Raw genomic sequence first — 23,639 nt, forward strand, 5'->3', positions numbered from 1 at the left:
TACTCTGGGGGTATTTTCATGTCAAGAAAGAACAATCACTATTGACTGCTGCAACAACCGCCGTTACCAGCACCGTCTGTTCATCCAGATGCCGATGCAGGCTCATGTCGGTGCCATGAACCGAGCTGCCTGATACCGATTTTGCACAAAAAATTCGCCGTCTCCTTGTGGAAACGGCGAACAAAAACCTTATATTATTTTTTTCTACTTGACAGAATGCACTTCAGTGATTCAGCGCGGGTCCTGTTTTGTTATTTCTGTTTCGTGCAGGGCTTTCTGGCTGCGTTTTATGCCGTCACTCCACGGTCACGCTCTTGGCCAGATTACGCGGCTTATCCACGTCACAGCCGCGCAGAACAGCCATATAATAGGCAAACAGCTGTAACGGCACAATGAGCTGCAGCGGCATCAGGATATCCTCATACTCATCCAGCCGGATCACGGCATCTGCCACGCCTTCCGGCACCACAGCATCCTTTGTGGTAAACAGCAGCACCCTTGCGCCGCGGCTGCGGGTCTCCTTGGCATTGGAAATGGTCTTTTCGTACACCTGTTTCTGGGTGGCCAGTGCGATCACCGGCACGCCATCGGTGATCAGGCTGATGGTACCATGTTTCAGTTCACCGGCTGCATAGGCATCCGAGTGCACATAGCTGATCTCCTTGAGTTTCAGGCTGCCCTCCAGCGAGAGCGCATAGTCGAACCCGCGCCCAATGAAGAAGCAGCTCTGGGTGTTCACATAGCGGCTGGCAAGGTACTTGATCTGCTCACAATCTGCAAGGCGCGGCTTGATGACCTCCGGTGCGCGCAGCAGCTGGGCCGTATAGCGGCGGGTCTCTGCCTCGCTCAGCCGTCCGCGCGCATAGGCCAGCCGCAGTGCAAACAGATACAACACGCACATCTGCACCATATACGCCTTGGTAGATGCTACCGCGATCTCCGGCCCGGCGTAGGTGTACATTACATAATCTGCGGCACGTGCAATGGAGCTGCCCACCACATTCACGATGGCCAGCACCGGCACGCCGCGGCTCTTGGCCAGCTTGAGCGCTGCCAACGTGTCGCTGGTCTCGCCGGACTGGCTGATGATGATGACCAGATCGTTCTTTTCCAGAATGGGGTCCCGGTAACGGAACTCGCTGGCAATATCCACCTCGGCGGGCACACGGGCCAACGTTTCGATGGCAGATTTGCCCACCATACCGGCATGCATAGCCGTACCGCAGCCCACCAGATGCACCCGGCCAATACCGCGCAGCACTTCATCGGTCATCTCCGGGATGCGCAGCACCGGCAGTCCGTCCTCTACACGGGGGCTGACCGTGGCCATAATGGCCGCAGGCTGCTCGTTGATTTCCTTGAGCATAAAGTGGGGATAGCCGCCCTTTTCGGCAGCTTCCATATCCCAGTCCGCCGTCAGCTGCTGGCGCTCCACTGGCTCACCAAATTCGTTGTAGAAGCGGATGCCCTCTGTGGTGCAGACGGCCATATCCCCTTCTTCCAGCACGCTGTATTTCCGGGTATACTTGAGCAGTGCCGGAATATCCGAAGCCACAAAGTTTTCGCCCTCGCCCCAGCCGACGATCAGCGGGCTTTCCCTCTTGACTGCAAAAATGGTGTCCGGGTAATCCCGGAACAGCACGGCCAGCGCATAGCTGCCGCGCACCTTGGCAAGCGCCTGCTGCAGTGCACGCAGCGGGTCACCCGTATAGCAGCTGTCGATCAACTTTACCAGCACTTCGGTGTCCGTCTCACTCTGGAAGGTATAGCCTTTTGCGGCCAAGCGCTCCTTGAGCAGGCCGTAATTTTCAATGATGCCATTGTGCACAATGCTCACACGCGGGGTCGAATGCGGGTGGCTGTTCACATCGCTGGGCTCGCCATGGGTAGCCCAGCGGGTGTGGCCGATGCCGCAGAAGCTTTGTGCCAGCTGCTGCGCCGCCAGCTTTTCCCGCAGGGCGGTGAGCCGTCCTTTGCTTTTTACCACGCGGATGCCGCCGTCCAGCGCAAGCGCCACACCGGCGGAGTCGTACCCGCGATACTCCAGCTTTTCCAGACCATCCAGCAGCACGTCCTGCGCACTGCGCTTACCGACATAACCAACAATGCCGCACATACAAAACACCTCCATACCGACCGTTCCCGCGCAAAAAGGCGCAGTGATATCCAGTCAGCTTCCTAGTACAGTTTATGTTCTTGTATGGCTTTCTTTGAAGGGATCTGTTGCGGTATTGCTGCCGTTTTTTGCCCTTCTCTGCGGCTGGTCTAGCCCTCAGCCGGAGAAACATCCGCCGAATCTTTCGATGATTCCTCTCCTCGTCACCCTCGCGGCTGTCACCCGCGTGGCCCGGCGCTTTGCGTTACCTGTGTGCTGCGCTCTCCCCTTTCTGATGCCCCATTATAGCACAAAGGCTGGCTCAGCGCCAGCCCAAAGTTTTATGAAGTTTCGGCCGCCAGACCAGCCGGTACATCATGAGCATGTTATGCAATGCCCGGTCGTACAGCACAAAGGCAACATTGCCCATGACCAGCGTTGCCAGCGAGACAGCCAGCGCGGTAGTGCGCAGCTCCTGCGAAATGCTGCCTGCCGGCACCAGCAGAAATACCAGCCCGTACATGGCCAGCACTGTGCCGTTGCACAGCAGCAGCTTGCAGACAATGCGCAGAACCGCAGGGCGGATGTGCTCGAATTTCGGCTTTGCCAGCGGGTAATACCCCAGCAGGAACACAAAGATCAGCGCTACTTCCTTATCCGGTACGAACAGCAGTGCCAGCAGGCTGACTGCCGCATAGGCTGTCAGAGCCAGCTGCATCCCGCACTCCACGCAGACTGTTGCAACAAGAAAGCCCGCCACTGCAGGCGCAATGAACATGGCAATGGGGATCACAGCTCCCAGCAGCATCAGTGCGACGCACAGCGCCGCCACAATGCCGCAGTAAGCCATGGCCCAGCTTTTTTGATGGTTTTGCTTCATGGGATCTCCCAGTTTTCGTGCTCAGCACCGGCTTCCAGCGGGTCCACCGCATGGTGCAGACCAAGCAGCATGATGTTATCCAGCAGGCCGCGGTTCAATTTGATGTCCAGCATACTGTACACGCGGATCAGATCGTTGGCGGCAGCCAGTGCCTGACGGCGGGCATTCTCCACCGCCGCAGCCTGTCCCCGCAGGTCGTTGACTACGAACACGTTGTAGCGGCCGCTGCTCTTGTCCATCTCAAAGCGCTCAGCCTTATCCAGCAGGTAAAAAATGCGGCCGATGCTGCTGCCGATGTAGCGCATGCTTTTGCGCTGGCTGGGGTCGTCGGTGGCAAGGGTGGAATACAGTGCACCGTAAATGTTGCTCATGGGTTCAGCGGCAAGAGAGTAGTTCTTGGCGCTCAGGTTCATCTGCACCACGGCCTGATCCCGCTCCTGCACGAACAGCCGTTCCAGCGCCGGGTTCTCCTGCACGGCACGCTCATAGGCGCGGCGCAGCAGCAGACGGTCCACCGCACGGCGCAGGCGCTTGAGCGGCCGCAGCTCGCTGTATTTGCGGTCCTGCAGGTTGTGCCAGCCCAGCAGCACCTCCACCTGTGCGGCCAGCCGGATGCCCTGGGTCTGGCACATGAGCCTGCGCCAGGCCAGTGTGCCCGGGACCCGCTTGCGCTGGCAAGTGGCCTGCCGCCCGGCCAGACTGTCCGAAAGGATGGCAAACAGCACGCCGTTGCTCCGCAGCAGATGGCAGGAATATAATCCGTACGCCTCGTACAGCTGACGCCGCACCCCGCGCAGATAGCGCAGGTAGATATTGTAATCCCGGATGGTGAGCTCCGGCAGATATGGCCGCATCCTACCCTTCATACGCACCTTTTCCTCCTCGGAAGAACCGCAGAATAATAAGGTAAGTATAATCCATTTTCAGCCCGGGTTCAACCATCCTTTGTAAAAAGAGCATGAATTTGTCTCATCTTTGCCGCACGTGGCGCGGAACACAGCGTAAAACTTCCTGTGTTTGCGTTCATTTCCATCTCCTGCCAATTCAGATCCCGCTTTGTTTTTTTTCGGTAATTACCGGCTGCAATGTAAAAAGCCGCACTGGACAGCTCCGGTGCGGCAGGTAACATTTTTCAATTACTTCTTGTTAAAGCGGTTCGGTGCAGTGCGCTTGCCGTCAAAGCCGGACTTCGGCATCGGCTTTGCAGTGTGCTCAAGCTTGAGCGCGCTGTAGTACATATACAACTGGCAGGGGATCATGCCGTTGTACATCTTGCGGCGCTTGTTGGCACGCTTGCCGTAGTGGGTCTCAAAATCCATATCGGCAGTGATCGCATACACGCCTGCACAGGGGTGTGCTTCCATCTGCCGGCCCAGCGTGCGGGCCAGCTTTGCAGCACCTTCAATGGTGCTCATGCGCTCGCCATACGGGGGATTCGTCAGCACGATGGCCTCCTGCTTCGCGGCAAAGTCGGCCACATCAGCCACTTCAAAGTGGCAGCGCTTTTCCACACCGGCCAGCTTTGCGTTGGCGTTGGCCAGAGCCACAGCGGCAGGGTCGATATCATAGCCAAAGGCTTCAAAGCCCACATCCAGCTTGGCCTCGGCCAGTGCCTTCTGACGCTGCTCGGCCCAGATGGCTGCCGGCACAAAGCCATAGCGCTCGGCGGCAAAGCGGCGCTTCAGGCCGGGGGCAATGTTCATAGCTTTCTGAGCAGCTTCGATCAGCAGCGTGCCGCTGCCGCAGAAGGGGTCCTCCACCAGACTGTCGCGGCGCACACGGCCAAGGTCTGCAATGGTAGCGGCCAAAGTCTCGCGAATGGGTGCCTCCATGGCGTTGCGGCGGTAGCCGCGCTTGTGCAGACCGTCGCCGGTGGTGTCCAGCATGATCTCACACTGATCCTTGCGCAACATGAAGCGGATCTTGTACTCCGCGCCGGTCTCCGGCAGCACAGAGGTGTGGTGCTTTGCCATCAGGCGCTTGACCACAGCTTTTTTGATGATGCTCTGGCAGGCAGGCACACTGGACAGCTGGCTGTTCAGTGAAGAGCCGGTGACCGGAAAGGCTGCGTCTGCGGGCAGCAGCTCCTCCCACGGAATATCGTACACGCCGTCGAACAGGTCATCAAAGGTGGCGGCCCTGTAGCGGGCCAGCAACAGCATCACGCGCTCCACCGTGCGCAGATTGAGGTTTGCAGCAGCGATCATCTCTGCGCCGCCGGCAAAGCTCAGACGGCCATCGTCCACGCGGATATTCTCTGCGCCGATGCGGGTCAGCTCAAATTTTGCAGTGGATTCACACCCAAAAAAGCAGGGCGCGATCAGTTCAAATTTTGCAGGCATTGTGTTTCCTTTCTTTTATTACGGAAAAAACAGACCTGCCCGATCAAATGAGACAGGTCTGTTTCCGTTATTTTGATCAGGCTTGAAAAGCGCAGGCCTTTCCGCTCAGCGGCGGCCACCGCGGCCGCGAGGCGCATAACCACCGCCGCGGCGGTTATTGGTCTCGTGATCAAGATCGGCCATCTTCTCTTCGCTCTGGCTCTTGAAGCGGCTCATCATGTCCTCAAAACTCATGTTATCGGAACGGACGGGAGCCTTGGGCTGCCATACACGGGGTGCGCTGTCGCGGGCAGGGCCTCTGCCGCCCTCACGCGGGGGGCGGCCAGCGCCGCCGCGGCCTGCACCAAAATGACCACCCTCGCGGGGGCCGCCCGGACGGGGACCACCAGAACGCGGACCGCCTGCAGGGCCTCTGCCCTCACGCGCCGGGCGCGGAGGCGGCGGCAGCAGGCGCTTGATGGACAGTGCGATCTTGCCGTCCGGTGCAATGTTGATCACCTGCACCTTGACGATATCACCATCGTGCAGAACAGCTGCAATGTCCTGCACGAACTCGTTGGACACCTCGGAAATATGGACCATGCCTACACGGCCCTCCGGCAGTGCGACAAAAGCGCCAAACGGCTTTACACCGGTGACGCGGCCCTCGAATACGTTCCCTACCTCAATTGCCAAAACTCAATACTCCTTGTTTTCCATAGAATGGGCAGCAATTCAGCTGCCGGTCACATCCACAAAGATGCGCTCGTTGGGTGCAGCGTAATTGTAAGAATCCCGCGCGACCCACTCGGTGATCTGGTCTGCATCGCCGCTGAGAATGCGCTGCATCTCCTCGTTTTCAGTCTTTTGCTGGGCGATCTGCTCGTTCAGCGTGTCCAGCTCCGCACGTTTGGAGCTGATGGTGACCTGATTGGAAATGTATGCTGCCAGCATACTCAGCAGCAGCAGGACAAAAAACACCCGTACAAGCGTTTTAACGACCACTTTCTTCTTGCGTTTTCTGCGGTCCGGTGCTGCCATGATCTCTTCTGCCCCCGTTGCATTTGACTCTTACTTTAACACATATGAATTATACATCATGCGGCGCTGGTTTGGCAAGTTCTTTTTGCGCTTTTTTGCAGTTCTTTTTGCGCTGCGGCGTAGTTTGCGCGCCTTTCTCCGCCGGGCGCGCCGCCGCTCTGCCGGCCGGAGCACCCGGCGCTGTAAAACGCCTCCCGCTGCACGCAGCGGTGCACCCAGCACAAAGGCTGCTGCACCGGCACCGGCAAAGGCTGCCGCAGCCATGTACCAGCGCAGAACACCGGCACTGCTCTGCCCTGCTGCGTAGCTCTGCACAGCGGCCAGCACAGCACCCATCCACACCAGATCCGGCACAAAAGCTGCACGCCCTCTGGCCGGGAATACAGCCCGCAGTGCGCCGATACTGGCTCCCAGCACCGTGCAGGCAGCGATCTCCTGCCCAAGGGCTGCAGGCGGCAGTACCGGGATCATCGCAGCAGGCGGCGCAGAAAACCGCCCGCCGGTACGCTAGCCGTATATTCCAGCGTGTCGATGCGGCCGGTGAACTTCGCCTCCCCGGTCTCCAGATCCAGCGCCGCCATGTTCAGCTGCGCCCCAGTCAGGTGCAGCGTGCCCTTGCCCGTTTCCATGGCAGCGCTGTCGGCATTGCAGTGCAGTACCTTCTGCACACCGGTCACCGTCAGGTGGGCGCGGCTTTCCAAGATCAGATCGTGCGGCGCGGGCTGCGGGTCTCTGGGTGTTTTTTCCGGCATGGTTCGTCTCCCCTTTTCTGGTGCATCCTATGCACCGGACCGGGGCTTTTATGCCTGCTCGCCCTCTGCAATGATCTCGTACATCTCGCGGGCCACATCCTTGGTGCGCGGCTCCACATCCGAGAGCACCTTTACCTTGATGGGCCGGTTGCCAAAGGTCACTTCGATGATGTCGCCCGCCTTGACGGCCTGACTGGCCTTGGCGATCTTGCCGTTGATGAGGATGCGGCCTGCATCGGCCACCTCGTTTGCCACGGTGCGGCGCTTGATCAGACGCGAAACTTTCAAATATTTATCCAGACGCATGGTTCTTCCTCCTGTCACAAAAAAAGCCGCCGCACCCTCTTGCAGGCAGCGGCGGCAAAGCAGATACAGCTTACAGGGTGTCCTTCAGGGACTTGCCGGGCTTGAACACGATGCTGCGGGAAGCGGCAATGGTGATCGGCTCACGGGTGCGGGGGTTGATGCCCTGACGCTCGGCGCGCTCACGCACCTCAAAGGTGCCAAAGCCGGAAATGGTGATCTTTTCGCCCTCAGACATGGCCTTGCTCAGTGCTTCAAACACAGCATTGACAGCCTGCTCAGCACTCTTCTTGCTCATCTCAGTGTTCGCAGCAACCTGTGCGATCAGATCGGTCTTCGTCATAAAAATACCCTCCAGATTTGTTACTTGGTGTTCTTTTTTTCTCTATCGGAGCAGGTCACTCGACCTGAGTACCGCTTTGTTCTTTCTGCGCCAGCAGTTCTGCACAATAGCGCTTGGATGCAAAGGTCAGCGCTTCCTCCGCGTCCACACCTGCCAGCCGCATGGCATTGGCCGCAGCAAACAGCAGTTCTCCCGCCGCCTGTGCGTCCTGTTCCCGGTTCCAGTCGTCCAGCGCTGCCTGCAAAGCCTGCCGTGCCGTTTCCGGCACAGACTGCTCTGTCCCGCAGCGGTCGGCACGCTTCTGCAGCTTCTGGGCACGCATCAAAGCAGGCAGCGTAACCGGCACTGTGCCCAGCTCATCAGCCAGAGTGGTGCGGCCCTTTTCCTTATTTTTGAGCGCATCCCAGCCGTTTATACCCGCATTTTGTGCCGCCGAGGACGCAAAGATGTTCGGATGCCGGAACACCAGCTTCTCGCACACCTCACGGCAGACATCCTCAAACGTAAAGCGCCCGCGCTCTTCTTCGATCACCGCATGGAACGCCACCTGCATCAGCACATCGCCCAGCTCTTCCTGCATCAACTGCGGATCGTCAGCATCAATGGCCTCCAGCGCTTCGCAGGTCTCTTCCAGAAAGTTCTTCCGGATGGAAGCATGGGTCTGTACCTTATCCCACGGACAGCCGTTCTCCGGGTCCCGCAGGATACGCAGAATTTCCAGCAGCTGCTCTGCCGTATAGGGTGCCTTTGGCTGCCAGTCCAGCACAGCGTTCACCTGCCTTGTAAAAGATACTGTATATTGTATCGCATCTCATGCAGTTTTGCAAGACAAAGTGCGCAAATTTCCCGCATTTCGTCTGCATTTTCCGCTCGCAAAAACAGGACGGTGTCCTGTGGGGAGCGCCGCCCTGTTGCTGAACCGTTTTATTACAGCTGTGCACCGCACTTGTTGCAGAACAGTGCATCGTCCGAGACGGGAGCACCGCACTGCGGGCAGGCTTTGTGCTCTTCCGGCACAGCTTCGGCAGCAGGGGCTTCCGGCTGGTCGGCAGGAACTTCCTCGTGCACCACATATTCCGCCTCGGCAGCTTCCGCCGGGGTCAGGGATGCTTTCAGGCGGGCGATCTCCTGCTCGATGTGATCGATCATCTCGATATACCTATCCACCAGCGGCTGGTTCTCTTCCTTGCCCTTGGCCAGACTGTACACCAGTGCGCCCAGCTGGCGCTGTGCCTTGAGCAGCTTGCCCTGCTCATTTACGATCAAAGCCTGAGTCTTGCCCTTTTCGGCCAGATCCAGCGCAGCGTTCTTGCCTTTTTCGGCATATTCCAGACCCATTTCCTTGATCTTGTTGAAATCCATAAAAGACACCTCTCTTACTATCGGCCTGTTTATCGTGGGCCATGTGCGGATGTTATCTCCATTATAGCGCACAAGCCGCTCATTTGCAACGAACGGGCCGCATTTTTTACAGTTCGGTGCCGGTTTGGAAACAATTTTTTCGCATTCGGCCTAAATTTACACGATAAGTTCACACATCGGCATTCTGTGCCCTGCGGTCGGCTGCGCCGCCGTAGAATTCCCGCAGCATGCTGTCCTCCGGCAGCAGCTCCAGCTCCAGCGGTGCCACATGCTCAAAGCGGCGGGCTGTCTCGTCCCACAGCTCTGCATTGTGGCCTTCCAGCGTGAACTGACGGCGCACCACGCCCAGCAGCTTGGAGATCAGGCCCAGCTCGTAGGTAAAGGAGGTATCCAGCAGAAAATCTGCCGTGGTCTTGAAGCCCTTGATATACCGCGTCTCACCGTCCAGCACGCGGTCCCACATGGCAAGGGTCTTTTCCGGGCTGCGGCCGCGCGCTGCAGCGTCCCGCAGGGTGCGGCGGCACAGGCGGATATCCTGCGTGTTGATGACGCGGCGGCCATCGATGCAGTATTCCTCCCGCAGGCCTGCATAGATGCGGTAGATGTCGTCGCCCTTTACAAGGCCGGTCAGCTCCGGGTTCAGCGCATGGATGCCCTCCACGATGCATACACCGCCCTGCAGGTCGATGGGCTCCACCTCTGCCGAGCGCTTTTCGGCAGAGAAATCGTAGATGGGCAGCACGGTCTTGCCCGTCTCGCTCAGCTCCCGCAGGCACTGCTTGATGAGAGGCAGATCCAGCGTATCGGGGTTCTCGTAGTCCAGCGTGCCGTCCGGCAGGCGCGGATAGAACTCTGCGCCTTTGAAGAAATTATCCAGACTGACCACTTGCGCCGGGGTCCCGCGCTTTTGCAGAGCCTTTGCAATGCAGTGGGCGCTGGTGGTCTTGCCGCTGGCCGACGGGCCGGTGAGCATGACGATCTTTGCGCCGGAAAGCTGCACTTTCTGGGCGGCGTAATCTACCCTTTGGGCATAGCTCTGCTCACTCAGGTCGGCAAGTGCCTGCGGGCTGCGGGCTGCCACATTGTACAGATCGATCTCAACCAGACGTTTGGGTACCCAAATCGTGATCATAAAAATCAGCCACTCCTTTTTTGCGTTCCAGCACCTCCGCAAAACGCTGGATATATTCGTTCGGATACTTAAAATTGAAAATGCGCTGCATCCGTTTTCCGCCGTCGGCCACCAGCTTGGTGCTGCCGCCTGCACCGGCGGAAAGGATGGTCTGGACTTCCTCCATGATATAGATGTTGTAATATCCCTCGTGGCCCGGCTTGCACCAGCCCACGTTTTCCAGGTTCTGCAAGGTATTCTTCTGGCGGTAGAGGTAGTAGGGCCGATAACCCGCCTCGGCCAGCAGATGGCACTTTTCCAGCATGGCGGCTACATCGGCGTAGTCGTTCTCCTTCTGGTCCTCAATGACGATGCGGGAAGCGCGCTTGAGGGTGAGGGTGTGCACGGTGATGTTCTCCGGGTCCAGCGCGATGGCCTGCCGCAGGCTGCGCTCAAAACTTTCCACCGTGTCGCCGGGCAGACCGGCGATCAGGTCCATGTTGATATCATCATGACCGGCCTTGCGCGCTTCGGCATAGCAGTCCAGAATGTCCTGCGCCGAGTGCTTGCGCCCAATGCCCGCCAGCACCTCGTCCGAGAAGGTCTGCGGGTTGATGGAGATGCGGGTAGCGCCGTATTCCTTGATGACCGCCAGCTTTTCGGCATCCGTGCAGTCCGGACGGCCTGCCTCCACCGTATATTCCACGACCTTCGAGAGGTCAAAATTCGCCCGGACCGTGCCCATCAGCTGCCGCAGCTGGTCGGCAGACAGGCTGGTGGGCGTGCCGCCGCCGATGTAGATGCTGCACAGTTTCAGGCCCGCCTTGTCAGCCTGAATGCGGATCTCTTCCACCTCTCGGCACAGACAGTCCACATAAGGCTGCACCATCTTGCGGTCGCGGTCCAGATTGCAGCTGACAAAGCTGCAGTAGCTGCACCGGGACGGGCAGAACGGGATGCCGATGTACAGGCTGTAGGTCCCGGGTTCATTGCCCACTTTCAAAATCGGCTCCTGCAGGTCGGCAATGGCCTTGGCCATTTGGTATTTCTGCTGGGAGCAGTCGAACCGGTCAAGGAAAAAGTGGTCGATCTCCGCTTCCGTCCAGCCTGCGGCGCGCTTGTCGTGGATGAGCCGCACCGGGCGCACACCGGTCATTTTGCCCCATGGCGGGCGGATGCCGGTCCAATCCCGCAGCAGATCATAGGTCAGGCTGGCAAGGCTGAATTCCGGGGTCTCGCCGCCCTGTTCCACAGGCGCGGGCAGCGGTGCGTGTCGTTCAGCACTTCTGCCGTCCTGACGCACCAGTGCATGCAGGCCGTCCGGCGTTTTTTCTGCCCAGACGCAGTCCTCGGCGTTCTCCGGCGGGGTGAGGGTGAGCGGTGCCATGGGGTAAAACAAACGCACCAGATGCTCCACTTCGTAGCCGGAAGGCAGGCCGGTAATATAAATCTTCATGTTGTTCACTCTTTAAAATAAATCATTGTTGCCGCGCACAGCGCTGCGGATGAAGTAATTGTTGTCCAGTTCATCGCCAAAGGTGGAGAACTCGCCATGGCCGGGCAGCACCTGCGTGCCGCGCGGGATGGGCAGCTTTGCCAGTTTACGCAGACTCTCGGCCATCTGTGCACTGCTGCCGCCCTCCAGATCGGTACGGCCGATGCTGCCTGCAAACAGGGTGTCGCCGCAGAAGAGATACTCGCCGCACAGCAGCACCACGCCGCCGGGCGTATGGCCGGGCGTGTGCCAGACCGTGAACTGCAGCTCGTCTACCGAGACAGTCTCCCCTTCTGCGTAGCCGCAGTCCGCTGCGCTCAGCGGATACATGCGGTCGCCTGCAAGGTCGGCAGCCTCACAGTAGAGCTTTGCGTTCCACTCGGTGCGCAAGGCTTCGGCGCTGCCCACATGGTCGTAGTGGCCGTGGGTGCACAGGATGGTGGTGAGCTGCGCATTGTTTTCCTTTAAAATTTTATCGTAGGTCTGCGCATCTGCCGCCGGATCAATGACCACGGCATGGCCTGCGTCGGAAATGAGCAGGAAGGTATTGGTATACAGCGGCGCAGCGCCCGGAATATGAAAAGCCTGCATGGCGGTCACTCCTTTTTCTTCCACTCGTCGGTATCGATGATAATGGTGCAGGGTCCTTCGTTCACAAGAGCCACCTGCATGTCCGCGCCAAACTCGCCGTGCTGAACATCCTTCAGGCCCTGTTTGTTCATCTCTGCAAGGAACAGCTCGTAAGCATCCACGGAGAGCGGCGGCTTTGCGGCCTTGATAAAGCTGGGCCGGTAGCCTTTTTTCGTGTCACCGTAAAGGGTGAACTGGCTCACCACCAGAGCCGAATAGCCAAGGTCCTTTGCGCTGAGATTCAGCTTGCCCTCTGCGTCCGGGAAGATGCGCAGGCCCGCGCATTTATCGGCAAGCTTGGGCACGATGTCCAGACTGTCGGTATCCCTGACACCCAGCAGGATCATAAGGCCCGGCCCGATGGCCCGCGGCTCACCGCCGTTTACCCGCACACTGGCGGAAGAGACCGCCTGAATGACTGCACGCATGTTTTAGCTCCTTGTCACCTTGAGCACGTCCTTTACCTTGGAAAGTCTTGCGACCACACGGTTGAGGTGCTCGGTATTGTTGATGCCGATGGTCAGGCTGACCATGGCGCAGTTGTTTTCCACCTGACGGGCGTTCACCGCATAGATGGGCACCCGGATATCCGCCAGCGCAGCCAGCACATCCTGCAGCAGCTCGTTGCGGTTCAGCGCGATGATCTCAATGCCGGCCTTATAGCTGTCCTTGACGCTGTCGGCCCAGTACGCCTTGACCCAGCGGGGGGCGTTGGTGGGATCTTTCATGCTGGAAATGGCGTTCACGCAGCTCTGCTTATGGATGGAAACGCCAAAGCCGCGGGTGATAAAGCCCACGATGGGGTCGCCCGGCAGCGGGCTGCAGCACTTGGCAAACTTGATGGGGGTGTTATCGAAGCCTTCTACCACCACGCCGTCGGTAGCGTGCACACGGCTCAGGTCCACCTTGGGCAGGTCTTCCCCGGCCTTTTCCTCCGAAGTTTTCAGCTTCTGCCACTCCTCCTTGAGCTTGGGCAGGCAGTTGGCAATGGTCATGCCGCCGTAGCCGATGGCGGCATAAAGCTCCTCGGCATTGTTCTGGCGCAGGCGGCGGGAACAGCTGTTGATAAAATCGTCCAGCTGGTCGTCCGGAATGATGATCATTTCCCTGCGCAGCTCACGGGCCAGCGCATCACGTCCCTGCGTGATATTTTCCTCGCGGCGCATCTTTTTGAACCAGTTTCGGATCTTACTCTTCGCTTCGCTGGTGCGCACGATCTTGAGCCAGTCGCGGCTGGGGCCTTTGTCCGCCGGGCCAAGGATCACTTCGATGATCTCGCCGGTGGAAACGATGTGGTCGATGGGCACCATGCGGTTGTTCACCTTGCAGCCCACCATGCGGTTGCCCACCGCCGAATGGATCGCATAGGCAAAATCGATGCAGGTAGCGCCGGTGGGCAGGTTGATGACATCGCCCTTGGGGGTAAAGGCAAACACTTCCTCCGGAAGCAGGTCGCTCTTGAGGTCGTGCAGCAGATTGCCGGAATCCTCGCTGACGCGCTGGTTTTCCAACAGCTGGCTCACCCATGCCAGACGTTCGTCCAGCTTGTCGTGGCCATCCAGACCTTCTTTATACTTCCAGTGGGCCGCAACGCCGTACTCGGCCTGCTCGTCCATCTTGCGGGTGCGGATCTGCACCTCAAAGGGGATGCCCTCGTGGCCGATGACGGTGGTGTGCAGGCTCTGGTAGCCATTGGGCTTGGGAGTGGAGATATAGTCCTTGAAGCGGTTGGGCAGCGGATGGTACATATCGTGGATGAGGCCCAGAGTGCTGTAGCACTCGGCCAGCGTATCCAGAATGACACGCACCGCATAGATATCGTAGATTTCATCAAAGGACTTGTTCTGCATGATGGTCTTGCGATAGATGCCGTAAATGCTCTTGACGCGGCGCTTGATGGTAGCGCCCTCAATGCCGCTTTCGGCCAGCCGCCGCTCGATCACACCGGACACCTTTGCAAGGAACTCCTCGCCTGCACGCTCACTGAGCATCCGGCTGATTTCCTCGTAGCCCACAGGGTCAAGGTAATGCAGGCTGCGGTCTTCCAGCTCTTCCTTCACGTTCAGGATGCCCAGACGGTTGGCGATGGGGGCATACACCTCCATGGTCTCGCGGGCTTTATCGCGGCGCTTCTGTTCCGGCCATGCATCACCGGTGCGCATGTTGTGCAGCCGGTCGCACAGCTTAATGATCATCACGCGCACATCGCGGCTCATGGCCAGCAGCATTTTGCGCAGGTTTTCGGCCTGCAGTTCTTCAATGTTGGAGAACTGGATCTTGGTCAGCTTGGTCACGCCGTCCACCAGCAGGGCAACTTCCTCGCCAAAGGCAGCTTTCAGGTCGTCCAGCGTAGTGGGAGTGTCCTCCACCACATCGTGCAGCAGGGCCGCAGCAATGCTCTCGGAGTCCATACCAAGATCCAGCACCAGCCGTGCCACGGCCAGCGGGTGGCAGATATACGGCTCGCCGCTGCGGCGGCACACCCCCTTGTGGGCAGTGTTGGCAAGGTCATATGCCTTTTCGATCATCTCCATATTGTAGGAGCGGCCGCTGGCCTTGATGGCCTCACACAGCTTTTCCCAGGTAACGATCTCCGGCCGCACCTCCGAAGGCAGAGTTCCTTCCGGTGCATCGGCCAGCTGTGCTGTTGCAGAAACGGTAGCCGTTTCCTGCACCGGTACCGGCTGATGCAGGTGGGTCTTTGCGGAGTAGAGATCCTCTTCCCGCACAGGCTTCGGTGCCGGGACAGCAGTTTTCTTTCCCTCTGGCATTTTACATTCCCTCCAAACATTTCAGGACCGGGGCATCGGCAAGGTTCTTTTTGCCCTGTGCAGGCACAAGATCCAGATACTTTGCTCCGCCCTTTTCCACCGTGGCGATCAGTCCCACCTGTTCCAGAGCCGTGACCGCCACCAGCGTTTTGCCTGTATTTTCCTCGCCCAGTTTTGCGCACAGCGGCTGCAGATCTTCTGCGTGCCAGCGGCGCGCCTGCAGCTCACGGTACACTGTGACGATATCACTGCGCTCAGGCGTAATAAGCTTTTTCTGTTCCTCGGTCAGGGGTGTGCCGCGGCGCAGCGCCGCCACAAAAGCAGCCTGCTCCGCAAGCTTTGTGCCCAGCCCTGCCGGGTGCAGGTCCAGAATGCGGCCCGAAAGCTGTGCGCCCCGGGGCGAATCGTAGACCGAAAGGTTCAGCGCAGCATCCACCACATCGCCCATGGCATAGGGCAGCTGTTCCGGCGGCATGCCGAACCACACGGCATACACGCTGGCATTGCCCTGCCGCAGGCGCAGGCGGCTGTGCCTGCCCTCCGATACCGGGTATACCCCATCCAGCACGGCGTTCTGCAAAAGGAACACCGGGGTCGGGTTCTCGGCCCCATAGGGAGCCAGCTGGTCGAGCTTCTGCACACTTTCCACGGTCACACGGTCCAGATGGATGGGCAGGTCGCACTCCAGCGGGGTGGTATGCAGCACCGGGCATTCCTGTGCTGCCCAGTCGTTCAGGCGGCGGCGCAGAGCGGGCAGATTTTCTTCCCGCACCGAAAGGCCCGCAGCCATGGCATGGCCGCCGTAGCGGATGAGCAGATCTGCGCAGGCACCAATGCAGGCATGCAAATTGAAGCCCTGCACGCTGCGTCCGCTGCCCTTGCATTCGCCGTGCTCGTCGATCGTCACCACGATCACAGGCCGGCCGGTGCGTTCCACCAGCCGGGATGCCACGATGCCAATGACACCGGGGTGCCAATCGCGGCCCCACAGCATCATCACGCGGTCTTCCAGCCGCTCCGGTTCCTGTTCCAGCAGTTCCTGCGCGGCCTTGAAGATCTGCAGCTCTGTCTCCTGACGCTTTGTATTGATCTCGTTCAGTTTATGGGCCAGCTCTGCGGCGCGGTCCGGGTCCTCACACATCACCAGCTGCAAAGCCGTAACAGCGTTGTCCATGCGGCCAGCCGCATTGATGCGGGGCGCAATGGCGTAGCTGACATTTTCTGCGGTGACCGGTTTGCCCGCAAGGCCCACCTCTTCCAGCAACGCTTCCAGACCCGGACGGTCCGTGTTCTGCAGCTGGCGCAGGCCCGCCTTGACAAGGGTGCGGTTTTCGCCGGTAAGCGGCATCACGTCCGCCACAGTACCCACAGCGGCAAGGTCGCCGCAGTAGTCCAGCATTTCTTCCGGCGGGCAGCCGTCCAGTGCGGCACACAGCTTGAACGCCACGCCCGCACCGCACAGGCCCTTGAAGGGACTGGTGTCGTCCTCACGACGGGGGTCTACCACGGCAATGGCCTTGGGCAGAGTTTCCGGCGGCAGATGATGGTCGGTAATGATCAGGTCAATGCCCAGTTCAGCGGCATAATCAGCTTCTTCCACAGCAGAAATGCCGTTATCCACCGTCACGATCAGCTTGCAGCCCTTATCGTGGATGGAACGGATGGCATTGCGCGAAAGGCCGTAGCCGTCGCCCTCGCGGCTGGGCAGCATACATTTTACGGTAGCCCCCATGCCCTTGAGATGCTGGTACAGCAGGGCCGTGGCCGTCACGCCGTCCACGTCATAATCGCCGAACACCACAATGGTCTCGTCCTCGTCAATGGCCCGCCAGATGCGCTCGCAGGCCTTGTCCATATCGGTGAGCAGCGAAGGGTCGCTCAATTCTTCCTCACCGGCAAGCAGGGTCAGTGCTTCGGTAGGGTCGGTAATGCCGCGGGCCGTCAGCACGCCCGCCAACAGGGCATTTTCCTTCTGCTGGGCGGCAAGGGCGGCCGCATATTTTTGCTCGCTCCACGGCTCGTCGTTCTGTGCGTTATATTCCAGTTCTTCGGTGGCCTGCTCCGCAATCGCCTGCGTCAGCTCCCGCAGCGCGGCACGGTCCAGCGGCTTCAGATTCCATGCACGGTAGGTCATTCAAAATTTCCTCCCGTCAGGCCGTCGTTGGCCAGCATTCCCTGCAGGGCGGCGATCTCAGAAGAGACATCCATCGCTACATCCGAGAGCAGCGTATCATACAGGGTGTCGTAGGCCTGATTCAGCGTGTGAAGGATGCCCGCGATATCGCGGCGGATGGTCTCGGCGTTTTCACCCTGCTGGCCCTGCACATCGTTGTAGGTGTGCAGCAGCTTGAGGGTGGTGGGGATATAGTATTCCGCAAAGCGGCGGGCCTTGGGCAGGCTTTCCGGGTGTGCTTCCAGCCAGTCACAGATGGCAGTGGCGGTGGTCTGCATATGGTCCAGCTCTTCGCGGCCCTGCGCATCCTGCATCAGCTGTTTTTCCTGCTGCAGCACGGCGGAAAAGCGGCGCGCCGTTTCCAGATTGAGCGGAACATCGTCCGTTTTTTCTGCCGCGGGTTCCGGCCGCGGCGGTGTCTTGGGGGCTGCGGCAGCTTCCTGCGCGGCACGGTAATCCTCAGCAGTCAGGTAAAGCTTTTCCGCTTTTTCGTCCACCCATGCACTCAGCCAGCCATTGCGGATGAATCTGCGCACCCACTTGAGGGCACGGGCCTTTTTCTCGTCCACGGCTTCCAGCGGCAGGCCCTTTTTGCAGTCAAAGCCTTCTGCTGCCTCGGCCAGACGGAGCAGCGTCTTGCTGGCCTTCAGGCGGGACGCACCGGCGGTGATCATCCACACGAACACGGCGGTGACAGCCGCAAAGCACCAGCCGGTGATCCGCACCGCCCCCAGCGCAAAGCTGCCCATGGCTGCAGCATTTTCAGCCATAAAGCTGTCCTGCAGAAGAGCCTGCAGAACCGCCGCATTGGGCGTAAACAGGCCCGCCGCACCCAGACAGGAAACCGCCGTGATGCCAAAGATCACCGTAAACGTGATGCCAACTGCCAGCAATGCGCAGCCTGCGCTGTAGCGCTTTTTGGCACTGGCGCGGATCTCGTCTGCCGGGGTCGTCTCTGCCTTGCCGAACATCTGCCGGAACCAGCCGGAAACACCTGCGGCCTGCGCGTTGATATCGTCCTCATTCAAGCCCTGTTTTTTCGTATTCTGCGCATTCTGGCGGCTGCGGTAGTATTCATCCCGGCTTCTGCGGAACGCCTTTGCCGCTTCGCCAAGGCCAAAGTTTGCAGCATTCACCGCCGCACGGCCCACACCATAGGCGCGGTCGCCAATGTCCTCCCCTTTGCCCTCAAAGCCATGGGCAAAGGCATCCGACACGGTATCGCCAAAGGCGCGCAGCTGGTCTTCCAGCTCCTGCTGCACCTGGCGGCCCTCATTTTCCCTCATTGTATCGTTTTCACGATCGTTCATCGAATTCTTCTCACCCTTCTGCCGGTGCATACCGGCTGATGATGGCGCGGGCCACCCGCAGGCCATCCACGGCGGCGCTCATGATGCCGCCCGCATATCCGGCACCCTCGCCGCAGGGATACAGACCTGCCAGCTGGGTGCATTCAAAATTTTCTTCCCGCTTCAGCCGCACCGGGCTGCTGGTGCGGGTCTCAAGACCCGTAAGGATCGCTTCCGGCGCGGTATAACCCGCAATTTTGCGCTCGTAGGCGCGCAGGCCCGCCCGCAGTGTTTCGGCCAGCTCCTGCGGCAGCAGTGCGCCGAGGTCTGCCGCAGCAACGCCGCGGTCATAGGTAGGCTGCACGCGTCCAATGTTCAGCTGGCCGCGCCCTTCCAGAAAGCTCTGGATGTTCTCTGCCGGAGCGGCATACTCCCCTGCACTGCGCCCAGCGGCGTAGGCTCTGGCTTCCAGCTCCCGCTGGAACGCGATCGCCCGGCGCGGATCGTCTGCAAAGTCCTTGCCGCCCACGCTCACCACCACGGCCGCGTTGGCATTTTTGCCATTACGGGCGTGGAAGCTCATGCCGTTGGTCACTACACGGCCTTCCTCGCTGGCCGATGCCACCACCTGCCCGCCGGGGCACATGCAGAAGGTGTAAACGCACCGCTCCCCCACATGCTGGGAGAGCTGATACTCGCCCCGCGGCAGAGCCGGATGCCCGGCAGCCTCGTGATATAAGCTCTTTTCGATCTCACTCTGCAGATGCTCGGCGCGGAAGCCCACGCTGAACGGCTTGCATTCCAGCTGCAGGCCGCCGTCCATCAGCATCCCGAAGGTATCGCGGGCCGAGTGGCCCACCGCGAACACCAAAGCTTCGCAGGCAAAGGTACCATTTGTGGTAAAAATGCCGGTGAGACGACCATTTTTCTGTTCAAAGCCGGTCAGGGCCGTGTTGAAATGCACCTCACCGCCCAGAGCTTCGATCTCCTTGCGGATAGAGGTGATCACACCGCGCAGCAGGTCGGTGCCCACATGGGGCTTCTGCTTCCAGGCGATCTCCTCCGGCGCACCGTGCTGCAGGAACACCTCGGTGACAAAACCGCACAGCTCATCGCCGATGCGGGTGGTCAGCTTGCCGTCCGAGAAAGTACCGGCACCGCCCTCGCCAAATTGAATGTTCGCATTCACATCCAGTTCGCCGGTAGCAGAAAAATGTTCCACTGCCTTTACGCGCTCGTCCAGCGCCGGGCCGCGCTCCAGCACAATGGGCTGATAGCCCTGCCGGGCCAGCAGCAGCGCTGCAAACAGGCCCGCCGGGCCAAGGCCGCACACCACAGGCCGATGTGCCAGTGGCTGGATGCCATTCTGCACCGAAAAATCCACCTTCTGCTGCAGAGAAGCATCACCACAGCGGGCTGCAAAAGCCGCTTCCTCGGCAGGTTCTTTCAGGGTGACAGCCACGGTATACACCAGCTTGGGCTGGCCGTGGCGGGCATCCACCGAGAGCTTTGCCACGCCCAGATGCTGCACCTTTCCGCGCGGGATGCGGGCAGCGTGCAGGGCTTTTTCAAATGCCTGCGGCTCTCCGGCAGAGAGCGGCAGACGGATGTTGCGAACCAGAATCATGTTATTGTGTGTTCCTTTTTGTTTCAGTTGCTTTCGATGCGGCACTGCAGCACATAGCTGCCCAGTGCAAAGATCTTGCCGTTGGAGGGCACATACAGGCGGCAGGCGATGTTCTGCTCGCCGGTCGCCACCGAGAAATCCTCGGCATCGATCTCAATGACCACCTGCTCCGGGGTCAGCGTTTCGATCGCGCCCTTTGGGCCGCAGAGCGTTACATTCATCAGGCGTTCTGTCTGCACCGTCAGCTGGTAGGTAGAGGGCAGATTGACCACCTGCACGCAGGTATTGGGCAGGTTCATGGTCTTGGTTCCCAGATTGGAGCAGTCAAAGCTGACCGTTATGGTGGAAATGTTATCCAGCAGATAGATGTCTGCGGGCAGGTCGATGGGCAGCTCATAGCTCTTGTTCAGTGTAAAGGTGGAAAGGTCGATATTGCCGATGGGCAGCGTGGACAGCATATCGATCTTGGCTGCCGGACCTGCCACCTTGAGCTGCTTGCGGCTGAGTGCATATACCAGCACCGAATCATCAAAATCACGCGGTGCATTGATGAAATTCACGTCCACCGGCAGCGTTGCCATCTTGTACACCTGCAAGGTCACATCCACGCTGTTCTCTTCCAGCTCCGTGTACTCAAACTTGACTTCCTTGCCGCCGGAGGTATAGAAGCGCAGCGGCGTGTTCAGCGTGATGGACTCGGTCAGTTCGCCGCTGTAGGTCACCTCTGCTGTGCAGGTAGCAACTTTATCCAGCTCACTGCTGGGGCCGGAAAGAGTGATATTCTCCTTGGAAACATCCGTACTATAGAGGATATAGCCGTCCGCGATGGTCAGGTAGTTGGTGGTAATGGTAACGGGCAGGGTCTTTTCCTCCACCACGTCAAACACCACATCCACCGTGTTGTCATTGCCTTCCATGGTCACGGTCACACCGTTCAGCAGGCCGTTGGCACCGCGTACCAGCAGGCGCAGGGTCTTTTCGCCGCTGTCGCGTACGCTGGAAAAATCCGGGTAGACCACAAAGTCGGAAGCCGTCAGCCCGCCGATGGTGTAGCCGTCGCCGGAGATCTTCAGGTTCACGGTCTTGTCCTGTGCGCTGACGATGCTCAGGCCCCTGGAGGTGTAAGCAGCAGAATCGTAGGTATAATCCACCGGCACATTGTAGATGGTGTTGCTGGTGCCAGGCTGCACGATGATGGTGACCACCATCCATGCAACGATGGCACCCAGCACCGAAAGTGCCAGCCGGATGCGGCGGTCGTCCAGAATGTTTTTCTTATGGGCGACCGCAGGCTTTGCGCCATTTTTCTTGTTGGGTTCGTTGTTCATTGCGCATCGTCCTCCTTCTGGCTGACCCATTTCCACAGACGGTCCAGCTGACCGCGCCAGCCGCTGACCGTCGTCTTTTCGGTAGTGGTCTCCTTAGGGATCATCTCATCCACCAGACGGGTATACAGGGTCTGGCGGTCAAAATGGCGGATCAGCACGCCGTTCTTTGCCATGGAGATGATGCCGGTCTCCTCGCTGACCACGATGGCAATTGCATCGGAATTTTCGGCAATGCCAAGGCAGGCGCGGTGACGGGTGCCCATATCCTTGCCAAGATCCAGATTGTTGGAAAGCGGCAGCACACAGCCCGCGGCTTTGATGCGGCCATTCTCAATGATGGCAGCACCATCGTGCAGGGGCGTGCCCTCGTAGAAAATGGTGCCCAGCACTTCCAGATTGACCGCACTGTTCACCGGCGTGCCGGTGCGCACGATCTCCGAAAGGTTCGTATGGCGTTCCAGCACGATCAGTGCACCGGTCTTAGTCTCAGAAAAGCGCTCTGCCGCATCGCAGATGGCAATGATGGCGCTGCGCCATGCACCCTTCAGGCTGGGATCGTTGTAGCGGCCTTTGACATTGAACAGCTTGGCGGCCCACTGGTCGGTCTGGCCCATGCGCTCCAGCGCACGGCGGATCTCCGGCTGGAACAGCACCACCAGCGTCAGCAGGCCCACCTGCAGCAGTGAGTTCAGCAGCCATGTGACGGTACGCATGTTCAGCGTTTCTGCCACCAGATAGACGGCCATCACCAGCAGCGCACCCTTGAACAGCTGGCCGGCGCGGGTGCGGTTGACAATGCCCAGCAGCTGGTAAATCAGGAAGGAAATGATGATGATATCCAGCAAATCGACCAGTTTGAAGGTCTGGAAATTTGCAATGATCGCGTTCAGAGTCATTGGTACACGCTCCCGTTTACAGTGTTTCGATCAGGGCAACAGCGTGGGCGGCAATGCCCAGCCCCTCACCGGTAAAGCCCAGATGTTCCTCGGTGGTGGCCTTTACACTCACGGCATCCACCGGCAGGCCGAAGGCATCGGCCAGATTCTGGCGCATGGCCGGAATGTACGGCGCAAGCTTGGGCCGCTGACACAACAGCGTCGCGTCGATATTTTCAATGCGGAAGCCGTGCTCCTTTAAAATTTCGGCCACACGGCGGGCCAGCTTCAGGCTGTCGGCACCGGAGTAAGCCGGGTCATTGTCCGGGAAATGCTGGCCGATATCCCCCAGCGCAGCGGCACCCAGCACAGCATCCATCACCGCATGGGCCAGCACATCTGCATCCGAGTGGCCCAGCAGGCCTTTTTCAAAAGGCACTTCCACGCCGCCCAGGATCAGCTTGCGGCCTTCCACCAGACGGTGCACGTCATAACCATGTCCAATGCGCATTTTGTGTTCCTCTTTCTGATCCGGGCGGGGCAAGTCCTCGCGGGTCGTGATCTTATAATTGGCGTAATCGCCCTGCGTCAGCTGCACGGCGCGGCCGGTCAGCTCGAACAGGCTGCAGTCGTCGGTGACAAGGCGGGCTTTTTCGGCATCCAGCTCTTCCAGCGCAGCAAGGTACTCTGCGCGGTCAAAGCACTGAGGGGTCTGCACCGCATACAGGGTGCTGCGGTCGGGCGTTGTGTACACAAGGCAGGCATCCGGCACGGTCTTTCCGTTGCCGCGCGCTGCAGCCTTGATGGTATCCTTTACCGGTACGGCAGGTGCAGCTGCGCCGCACCTGGCCGCTGCTTCCAGCGCTGCTGTGATGACGGCCTGACTGACGAAGGGTCTTGCCGCGTCGTGCACTGCCACAAGCTCCCCTGCTGCCGCCAGCACGCCGTTTTTTGCGCTCTCGGCGCGGGTGGTGCCGCCCGTTACGATCTGCACAGGCTTTGTGCAGTCTGCTGCCTGCTGCTCCACAAAGGCGCGGTTCTTACCGGCCACCAGCACGATCTCCGTGACAAGCGGGTCCTGTTCAAACGCGCGGATGCTGCGGTGCAGCACGGTCTCGCCGCCCAGATCAAAGCTGAGCTTGTCAAAGCCTATGCGTGTGGAAGACCCCGCCGCCACCAGCACTGCGGATACTCTCTTTTCCAATTTCTTCACCTGCCCAATTCCTATAGTAAGCCATATTTT

Annotated in this window: 24 protein-coding genes; all 24 read right to left on the reverse strand. The window is 59.4% G+C overall.

From position 1 onward, the window contains the following. Positions 1 to 295: 295 nt before the first annotated feature. Positions 296 to 2,116: a glutamine--fructose-6-phosphate transaminase (isomerizing) gene (glmS, locus tag DW937_RS03190; protein ID WP_120120104.1), complete on the reverse strand. Its 1,821-nt coding sequence runs from the start codon at positions 2,114 to 2,116 to the stop codon at positions 296 to 298. Between the two features lie 301 nt (positions 2,117 to 2,417). Beyond that, the gene (locus DW937_RS03195) at positions 2,418 to 2,975 is read right to left on the reverse strand and encodes a hypothetical protein (protein ID WP_120120105.1); all 558 of its coding nucleotides are present in this window, start codon (positions 2,973 to 2,975) and stop codon (positions 2,418 to 2,420) included. Then, positions 2,972 to 3,841: a DUF5685 family protein gene (locus DW937_RS03200; RefSeq protein ID WP_120120106.1), complete on the reverse strand. Its 870-nt coding sequence runs from the start codon at positions 3,839 to 3,841 to the stop codon at positions 2,972 to 2,974. The genes DW937_RS03195 and DW937_RS03200 overlap by 4 nt, the downstream gene beginning before the upstream one ends. Positions 3,842 to 3,909: 68 nt before the next feature. Continuing rightward, positions 3,910 to 4,104, reverse strand: coding sequence for a hypothetical protein (locus tag DW937_RS14830; RefSeq protein ID WP_120120107.1), 195 nt, complete (start codon positions 4,102 to 4,104; stop codon positions 3,910 to 3,912). Positions 4,105 to 4,111: 7 nt separating this feature from the next. Then, the gene (locus DW937_RS03210; RefSeq protein ID WP_120019704.1) at positions 4,112 to 5,317 is read right to left on the reverse strand and encodes a class I SAM-dependent RNA methyltransferase; all 1,206 of its coding nucleotides are present in this window, start codon (positions 5,315 to 5,317) and stop codon (positions 4,112 to 4,114) included. 105 nt (positions 5,318 to 5,422) lie between these two features. Then, on the reverse strand, positions 5,423 to 5,992 hold the full coding sequence (locus DW937_RS03215; RefSeq protein ID WP_005940140.1) for a S1 RNA-binding domain-containing protein: 570 nt from the start codon (positions 5,990 to 5,992) through the stop codon (positions 5,423 to 5,425). Between the two features lie 39 nt (positions 5,993 to 6,031). After that, on the reverse strand, positions 6,032 to 6,337 hold the full coding sequence (locus tag DW937_RS03220; RefSeq protein WP_005940137.1) for a septum formation initiator family protein: 306 nt from the start codon (positions 6,335 to 6,337) through the stop codon (positions 6,032 to 6,034). Positions 6,338 to 6,367: 30 nt separating this feature from the next. Further along, complete coding sequence (locus DW937_RS03225; protein ID WP_097774821.1) at positions 6,368 to 6,808, reverse strand: hypothetical protein; 441 nt, start codon at positions 6,806 to 6,808, stop codon at positions 6,368 to 6,370. Continuing rightward, on the reverse strand, positions 6,805 to 7,089 hold the full coding sequence (locus DW937_RS03230; protein WP_120120108.1) for a YabP/YqfC family sporulation protein: 285 nt from the start codon (positions 7,087 to 7,089) through the stop codon (positions 6,805 to 6,807). The genes DW937_RS03225 and DW937_RS03230 overlap by 4 nt, the downstream gene beginning before the upstream one ends. A gap of 48 nt (positions 7,090 to 7,137) precedes the next feature. After that, entirely contained in the window at positions 7,138 to 7,395 is a 258-nt protein-coding gene (locus DW937_RS03235) for an RNA-binding S4 domain-containing protein (RefSeq protein WP_005940129.1), read from the reverse strand. Positions 7,396 to 7,465: 70 nt separating this feature from the next. Next, positions 7,466 to 7,735: an HU family DNA-binding protein gene (locus tag DW937_RS03240; RefSeq protein WP_097778145.1), complete on the reverse strand. Its 270-nt coding sequence runs from the start codon at positions 7,733 to 7,735 to the stop codon at positions 7,466 to 7,468. 55 nt (positions 7,736 to 7,790) lie between these two features. Then, positions 7,791 to 8,501 carry a MazG family protein gene (locus DW937_RS03245; RefSeq protein WP_243089054.1) on the reverse strand — a complete coding sequence of 237 codons (711 nt, stop codon included), beginning with the start codon at positions 8,499 to 8,501 and terminating at the stop codon, positions 7,791 to 7,793. 161 nt (positions 8,502 to 8,662) lie between these two features. Continuing rightward, positions 8,663 to 9,097: a zinc ribbon domain-containing protein gene (locus DW937_RS03250; RefSeq protein ID WP_118527977.1), complete on the reverse strand. Its 435-nt coding sequence runs from the start codon at positions 9,095 to 9,097 to the stop codon at positions 8,663 to 8,665. A 169-nt stretch (positions 9,098 to 9,266) separates the two neighbouring features. Then, positions 9,267 to 10,229 carry a nucleoside kinase gene (locus DW937_RS03255; protein WP_097778148.1) on the reverse strand — a complete coding sequence of 321 codons (963 nt, stop codon included), beginning with the start codon at positions 10,227 to 10,229 and terminating at the stop codon, positions 9,267 to 9,269. Further along, positions 10,195 to 11,664 carry a coproporphyrinogen dehydrogenase HemZ gene (gene hemZ, locus DW937_RS03260; protein ID WP_120120109.1) on the reverse strand — a complete coding sequence of 490 codons (1,470 nt, stop codon included), beginning with the start codon at positions 11,662 to 11,664 and terminating at the stop codon, positions 10,195 to 10,197. The genes DW937_RS03255 and hemZ overlap by 35 nt, the downstream gene beginning before the upstream one ends. Before the next feature lie 12 nt (positions 11,665 to 11,676). Beyond that, entirely contained in the window at positions 11,677 to 12,294 is a 618-nt protein-coding gene (locus DW937_RS03265) for an MBL fold metallo-hydrolase (RefSeq protein ID WP_097774817.1), read from the reverse strand. Between the two features lie 5 nt (positions 12,295 to 12,299). After that, on the reverse strand, positions 12,300 to 12,761 hold the full coding sequence (dtd, locus tag DW937_RS03270) for a D-aminoacyl-tRNA deacylase (protein ID WP_005940113.1): 462 nt from the start codon (positions 12,759 to 12,761) through the stop codon (positions 12,300 to 12,302). A 3-nt stretch (positions 12,762 to 12,764) separates the two neighbouring features. Then, positions 12,765 to 15,104 (reverse strand): bifunctional (p)ppGpp synthetase/guanosine-3',5'-bis(diphosphate) 3'-pyrophosphohydrolase, encoded by a 2,340-nt coding sequence (locus DW937_RS03275; RefSeq protein ID WP_097778151.1) that lies wholly within the window; start codon positions 15,102 to 15,104, stop codon positions 12,765 to 12,767. A gap of 1 nt (position 15,105) precedes the next feature. After that, positions 15,106 to 17,238: a single-stranded-DNA-specific exonuclease RecJ gene (gene recJ, locus DW937_RS03280; protein ID WP_120120110.1), complete on the reverse strand. Its 2,133-nt coding sequence runs from the start codon at positions 17,236 to 17,238 to the stop codon at positions 15,106 to 15,108. After that, positions 17,235 to 18,587, reverse strand: coding sequence for a 5-bromo-4-chloroindolyl phosphate hydrolysis family protein (locus DW937_RS03285; protein ID WP_243111411.1), 1,353 nt, complete (start codon positions 18,585 to 18,587; stop codon positions 17,235 to 17,237). Before DW937_RS03285 ends, recJ begins: the two co-directional genes overlap by 4 nt. A gap of 10 nt (positions 18,588 to 18,597) precedes the next feature. Then, complete coding sequence (locus DW937_RS03290; protein WP_120120112.1) at positions 18,598 to 20,193, reverse strand: FAD-dependent oxidoreductase; 1,596 nt, start codon at positions 20,191 to 20,193, stop codon at positions 18,598 to 18,600. A gap of 23 nt (positions 20,194 to 20,216) precedes the next feature. Beyond that, positions 20,217 to 21,521, reverse strand: coding sequence for a CdaR family protein (locus tag DW937_RS03295; protein ID WP_120120113.1), 1,305 nt, complete (start codon positions 21,519 to 21,521; stop codon positions 20,217 to 20,219). Further along, entirely contained in the window at positions 21,518 to 22,417 is a 900-nt protein-coding gene (gene cdaA / locus DW937_RS03300) for a diadenylate cyclase CdaA (protein ID WP_005940107.1), read from the reverse strand. Before cdaA ends, DW937_RS03295 begins: the two co-directional genes overlap by 4 nt. Positions 22,418 to 22,433: 16 nt before the next feature. After that, entirely contained in the window at positions 22,434 to 23,600 is a 1,167-nt protein-coding gene (ispF, locus tag DW937_RS03305) for a 2-C-methyl-D-erythritol 2,4-cyclodiphosphate synthase (RefSeq protein ID WP_120120191.1), read from the reverse strand. Positions 23,601 to 23,639: the final 39 nt, after the last annotated feature.

The organism is Faecalibacterium sp. AM43-5AT (genome assembly GCF_003603345.1).
In the GTDB taxonomy this organism is placed as follows: domain Bacteria; phylum Bacillota; class Clostridia; order Oscillospirales; family Ruminococcaceae; genus Faecalibacterium; species Faecalibacterium taiwanense.

Excerpts from the sequence above, each read along its gene's own strand:
- glmS (WP_120120104.1), bottom strand. The coding sequence starts at position 2,116 with ATGTGCGGCATTGTTGGTTATGTCGGTAAGCGCAGTGCGCAGGACGTG.
- DW937_RS03250 (WP_118527977.1), bottom strand. The coding sequence starts at position 9,097 with ATGGATTTCAACAAGATCAAGGAAATGGGTCTGGAATATGCCGAAAAA.
- DW937_RS03285 (WP_243111411.1), bottom strand. The coding sequence starts at position 18,587 with ATGAACGATCGTGAAAACGATACAATGAGGGAAAATGAGGGCCGCCAG.
- DW937_RS03255 (WP_097778148.1), bottom strand. The coding sequence starts at position 10,229 with ATGATCACGATTTGGGTACCCAAACGTCTGGTTGAGATCGATCTGTAC.
- DW937_RS03275 (WP_097778151.1), bottom strand. The coding sequence starts at position 15,104 with ATGCCAGAGGGAAAGAAAACTGCTGTCCCGGCACCGAAGCCTGTGCGG.
- DW937_RS03235 (WP_005940129.1), bottom strand. The coding sequence starts at position 7,395 with ATGCGTCTGGATAAATATTTGAAAGTTTCGCGTCTGATCAAGCGCCGC.
- DW937_RS03240 (WP_097778145.1), bottom strand. The coding sequence starts at position 7,735 with ATGACGAAGACCGATCTGATCGCACAGGTTGCTGCGAACACTGAGATG.
- cdaA (WP_005940107.1), bottom strand. The coding sequence starts at position 22,417 with ATGACTCTGAACGCGATCATTGCAAATTTCCAGACCTTCAAACTGGTC.
- DW937_RS03230 (WP_120120108.1), bottom strand. The coding sequence starts at position 7,089 with ATGCCGGAAAAAACACCCAGAGACCCGCAGCCCGCGCCGCACGATCTG.
- DW937_RS03265 (WP_097774817.1), bottom strand. The coding sequence starts at position 12,294 with ATGCAGGCTTTTCATATTCCGGGCGCTGCGCCGCTGTATACCAATACC.
- DW937_RS03200 (WP_120120106.1), bottom strand. The coding sequence starts at position 3,841 with ATGAAGGGTAGGATGCGGCCATATCTGCCGGAGCTCACCATCCGGGAT.
- DW937_RS03295 (WP_120120113.1), bottom strand. The coding sequence starts at position 21,521 with ATGAACAACGAACCCAACAAGAAAAATGGCGCAAAGCCTGCGGTCGCC.
- hemZ (WP_120120109.1), bottom strand. The coding sequence starts at position 11,664 with ATGAAGATTTATATTACCGGCCTGCCTTCCGGCTACGAAGTGGAGCAT.
- dtd (WP_005940113.1), bottom strand. The coding sequence starts at position 12,761 with ATGCGTGCAGTCATTCAGGCGGTCTCTTCCGCCAGTGTGCGGGTAAAC.
- DW937_RS03225 (WP_097774821.1), bottom strand. The coding sequence starts at position 6,808 with ATGATCCCGGTACTGCCGCCTGCAGCCCTTGGGCAGGAGATCGCTGCC.
- DW937_RS03220 (WP_005940137.1), bottom strand. The coding sequence starts at position 6,337 with ATGGCAGCACCGGACCGCAGAAAACGCAAGAAGAAAGTGGTCGTTAAA.
- DW937_RS03210 (WP_120019704.1), bottom strand. The coding sequence starts at position 5,317 with ATGCCTGCAAAATTTGAACTGATCGCGCCCTGCTTTTTTGGGTGTGAA.
- recJ (WP_120120110.1), bottom strand. The coding sequence starts at position 17,238 with ATGACCTACCGTGCATGGAATCTGAAGCCGCTGGACCGTGCCGCGCTG.
- DW937_RS03195 (WP_120120105.1), bottom strand. The coding sequence starts at position 2,975 with ATGAAGCAAAACCATCAAAAAAGCTGGGCCATGGCTTACTGCGGCATT.
- DW937_RS14830 (WP_120120107.1), bottom strand. The coding sequence starts at position 4,104 with ATGTTACCTGCCGCACCGGAGCTGTCCAGTGCGGCTTTTTACATTGCA.
- DW937_RS03290 (WP_120120112.1), bottom strand. The coding sequence starts at position 20,193 with ATGATTCTGGTTCGCAACATCCGTCTGCCGCTCTCTGCCGGAGAGCCG.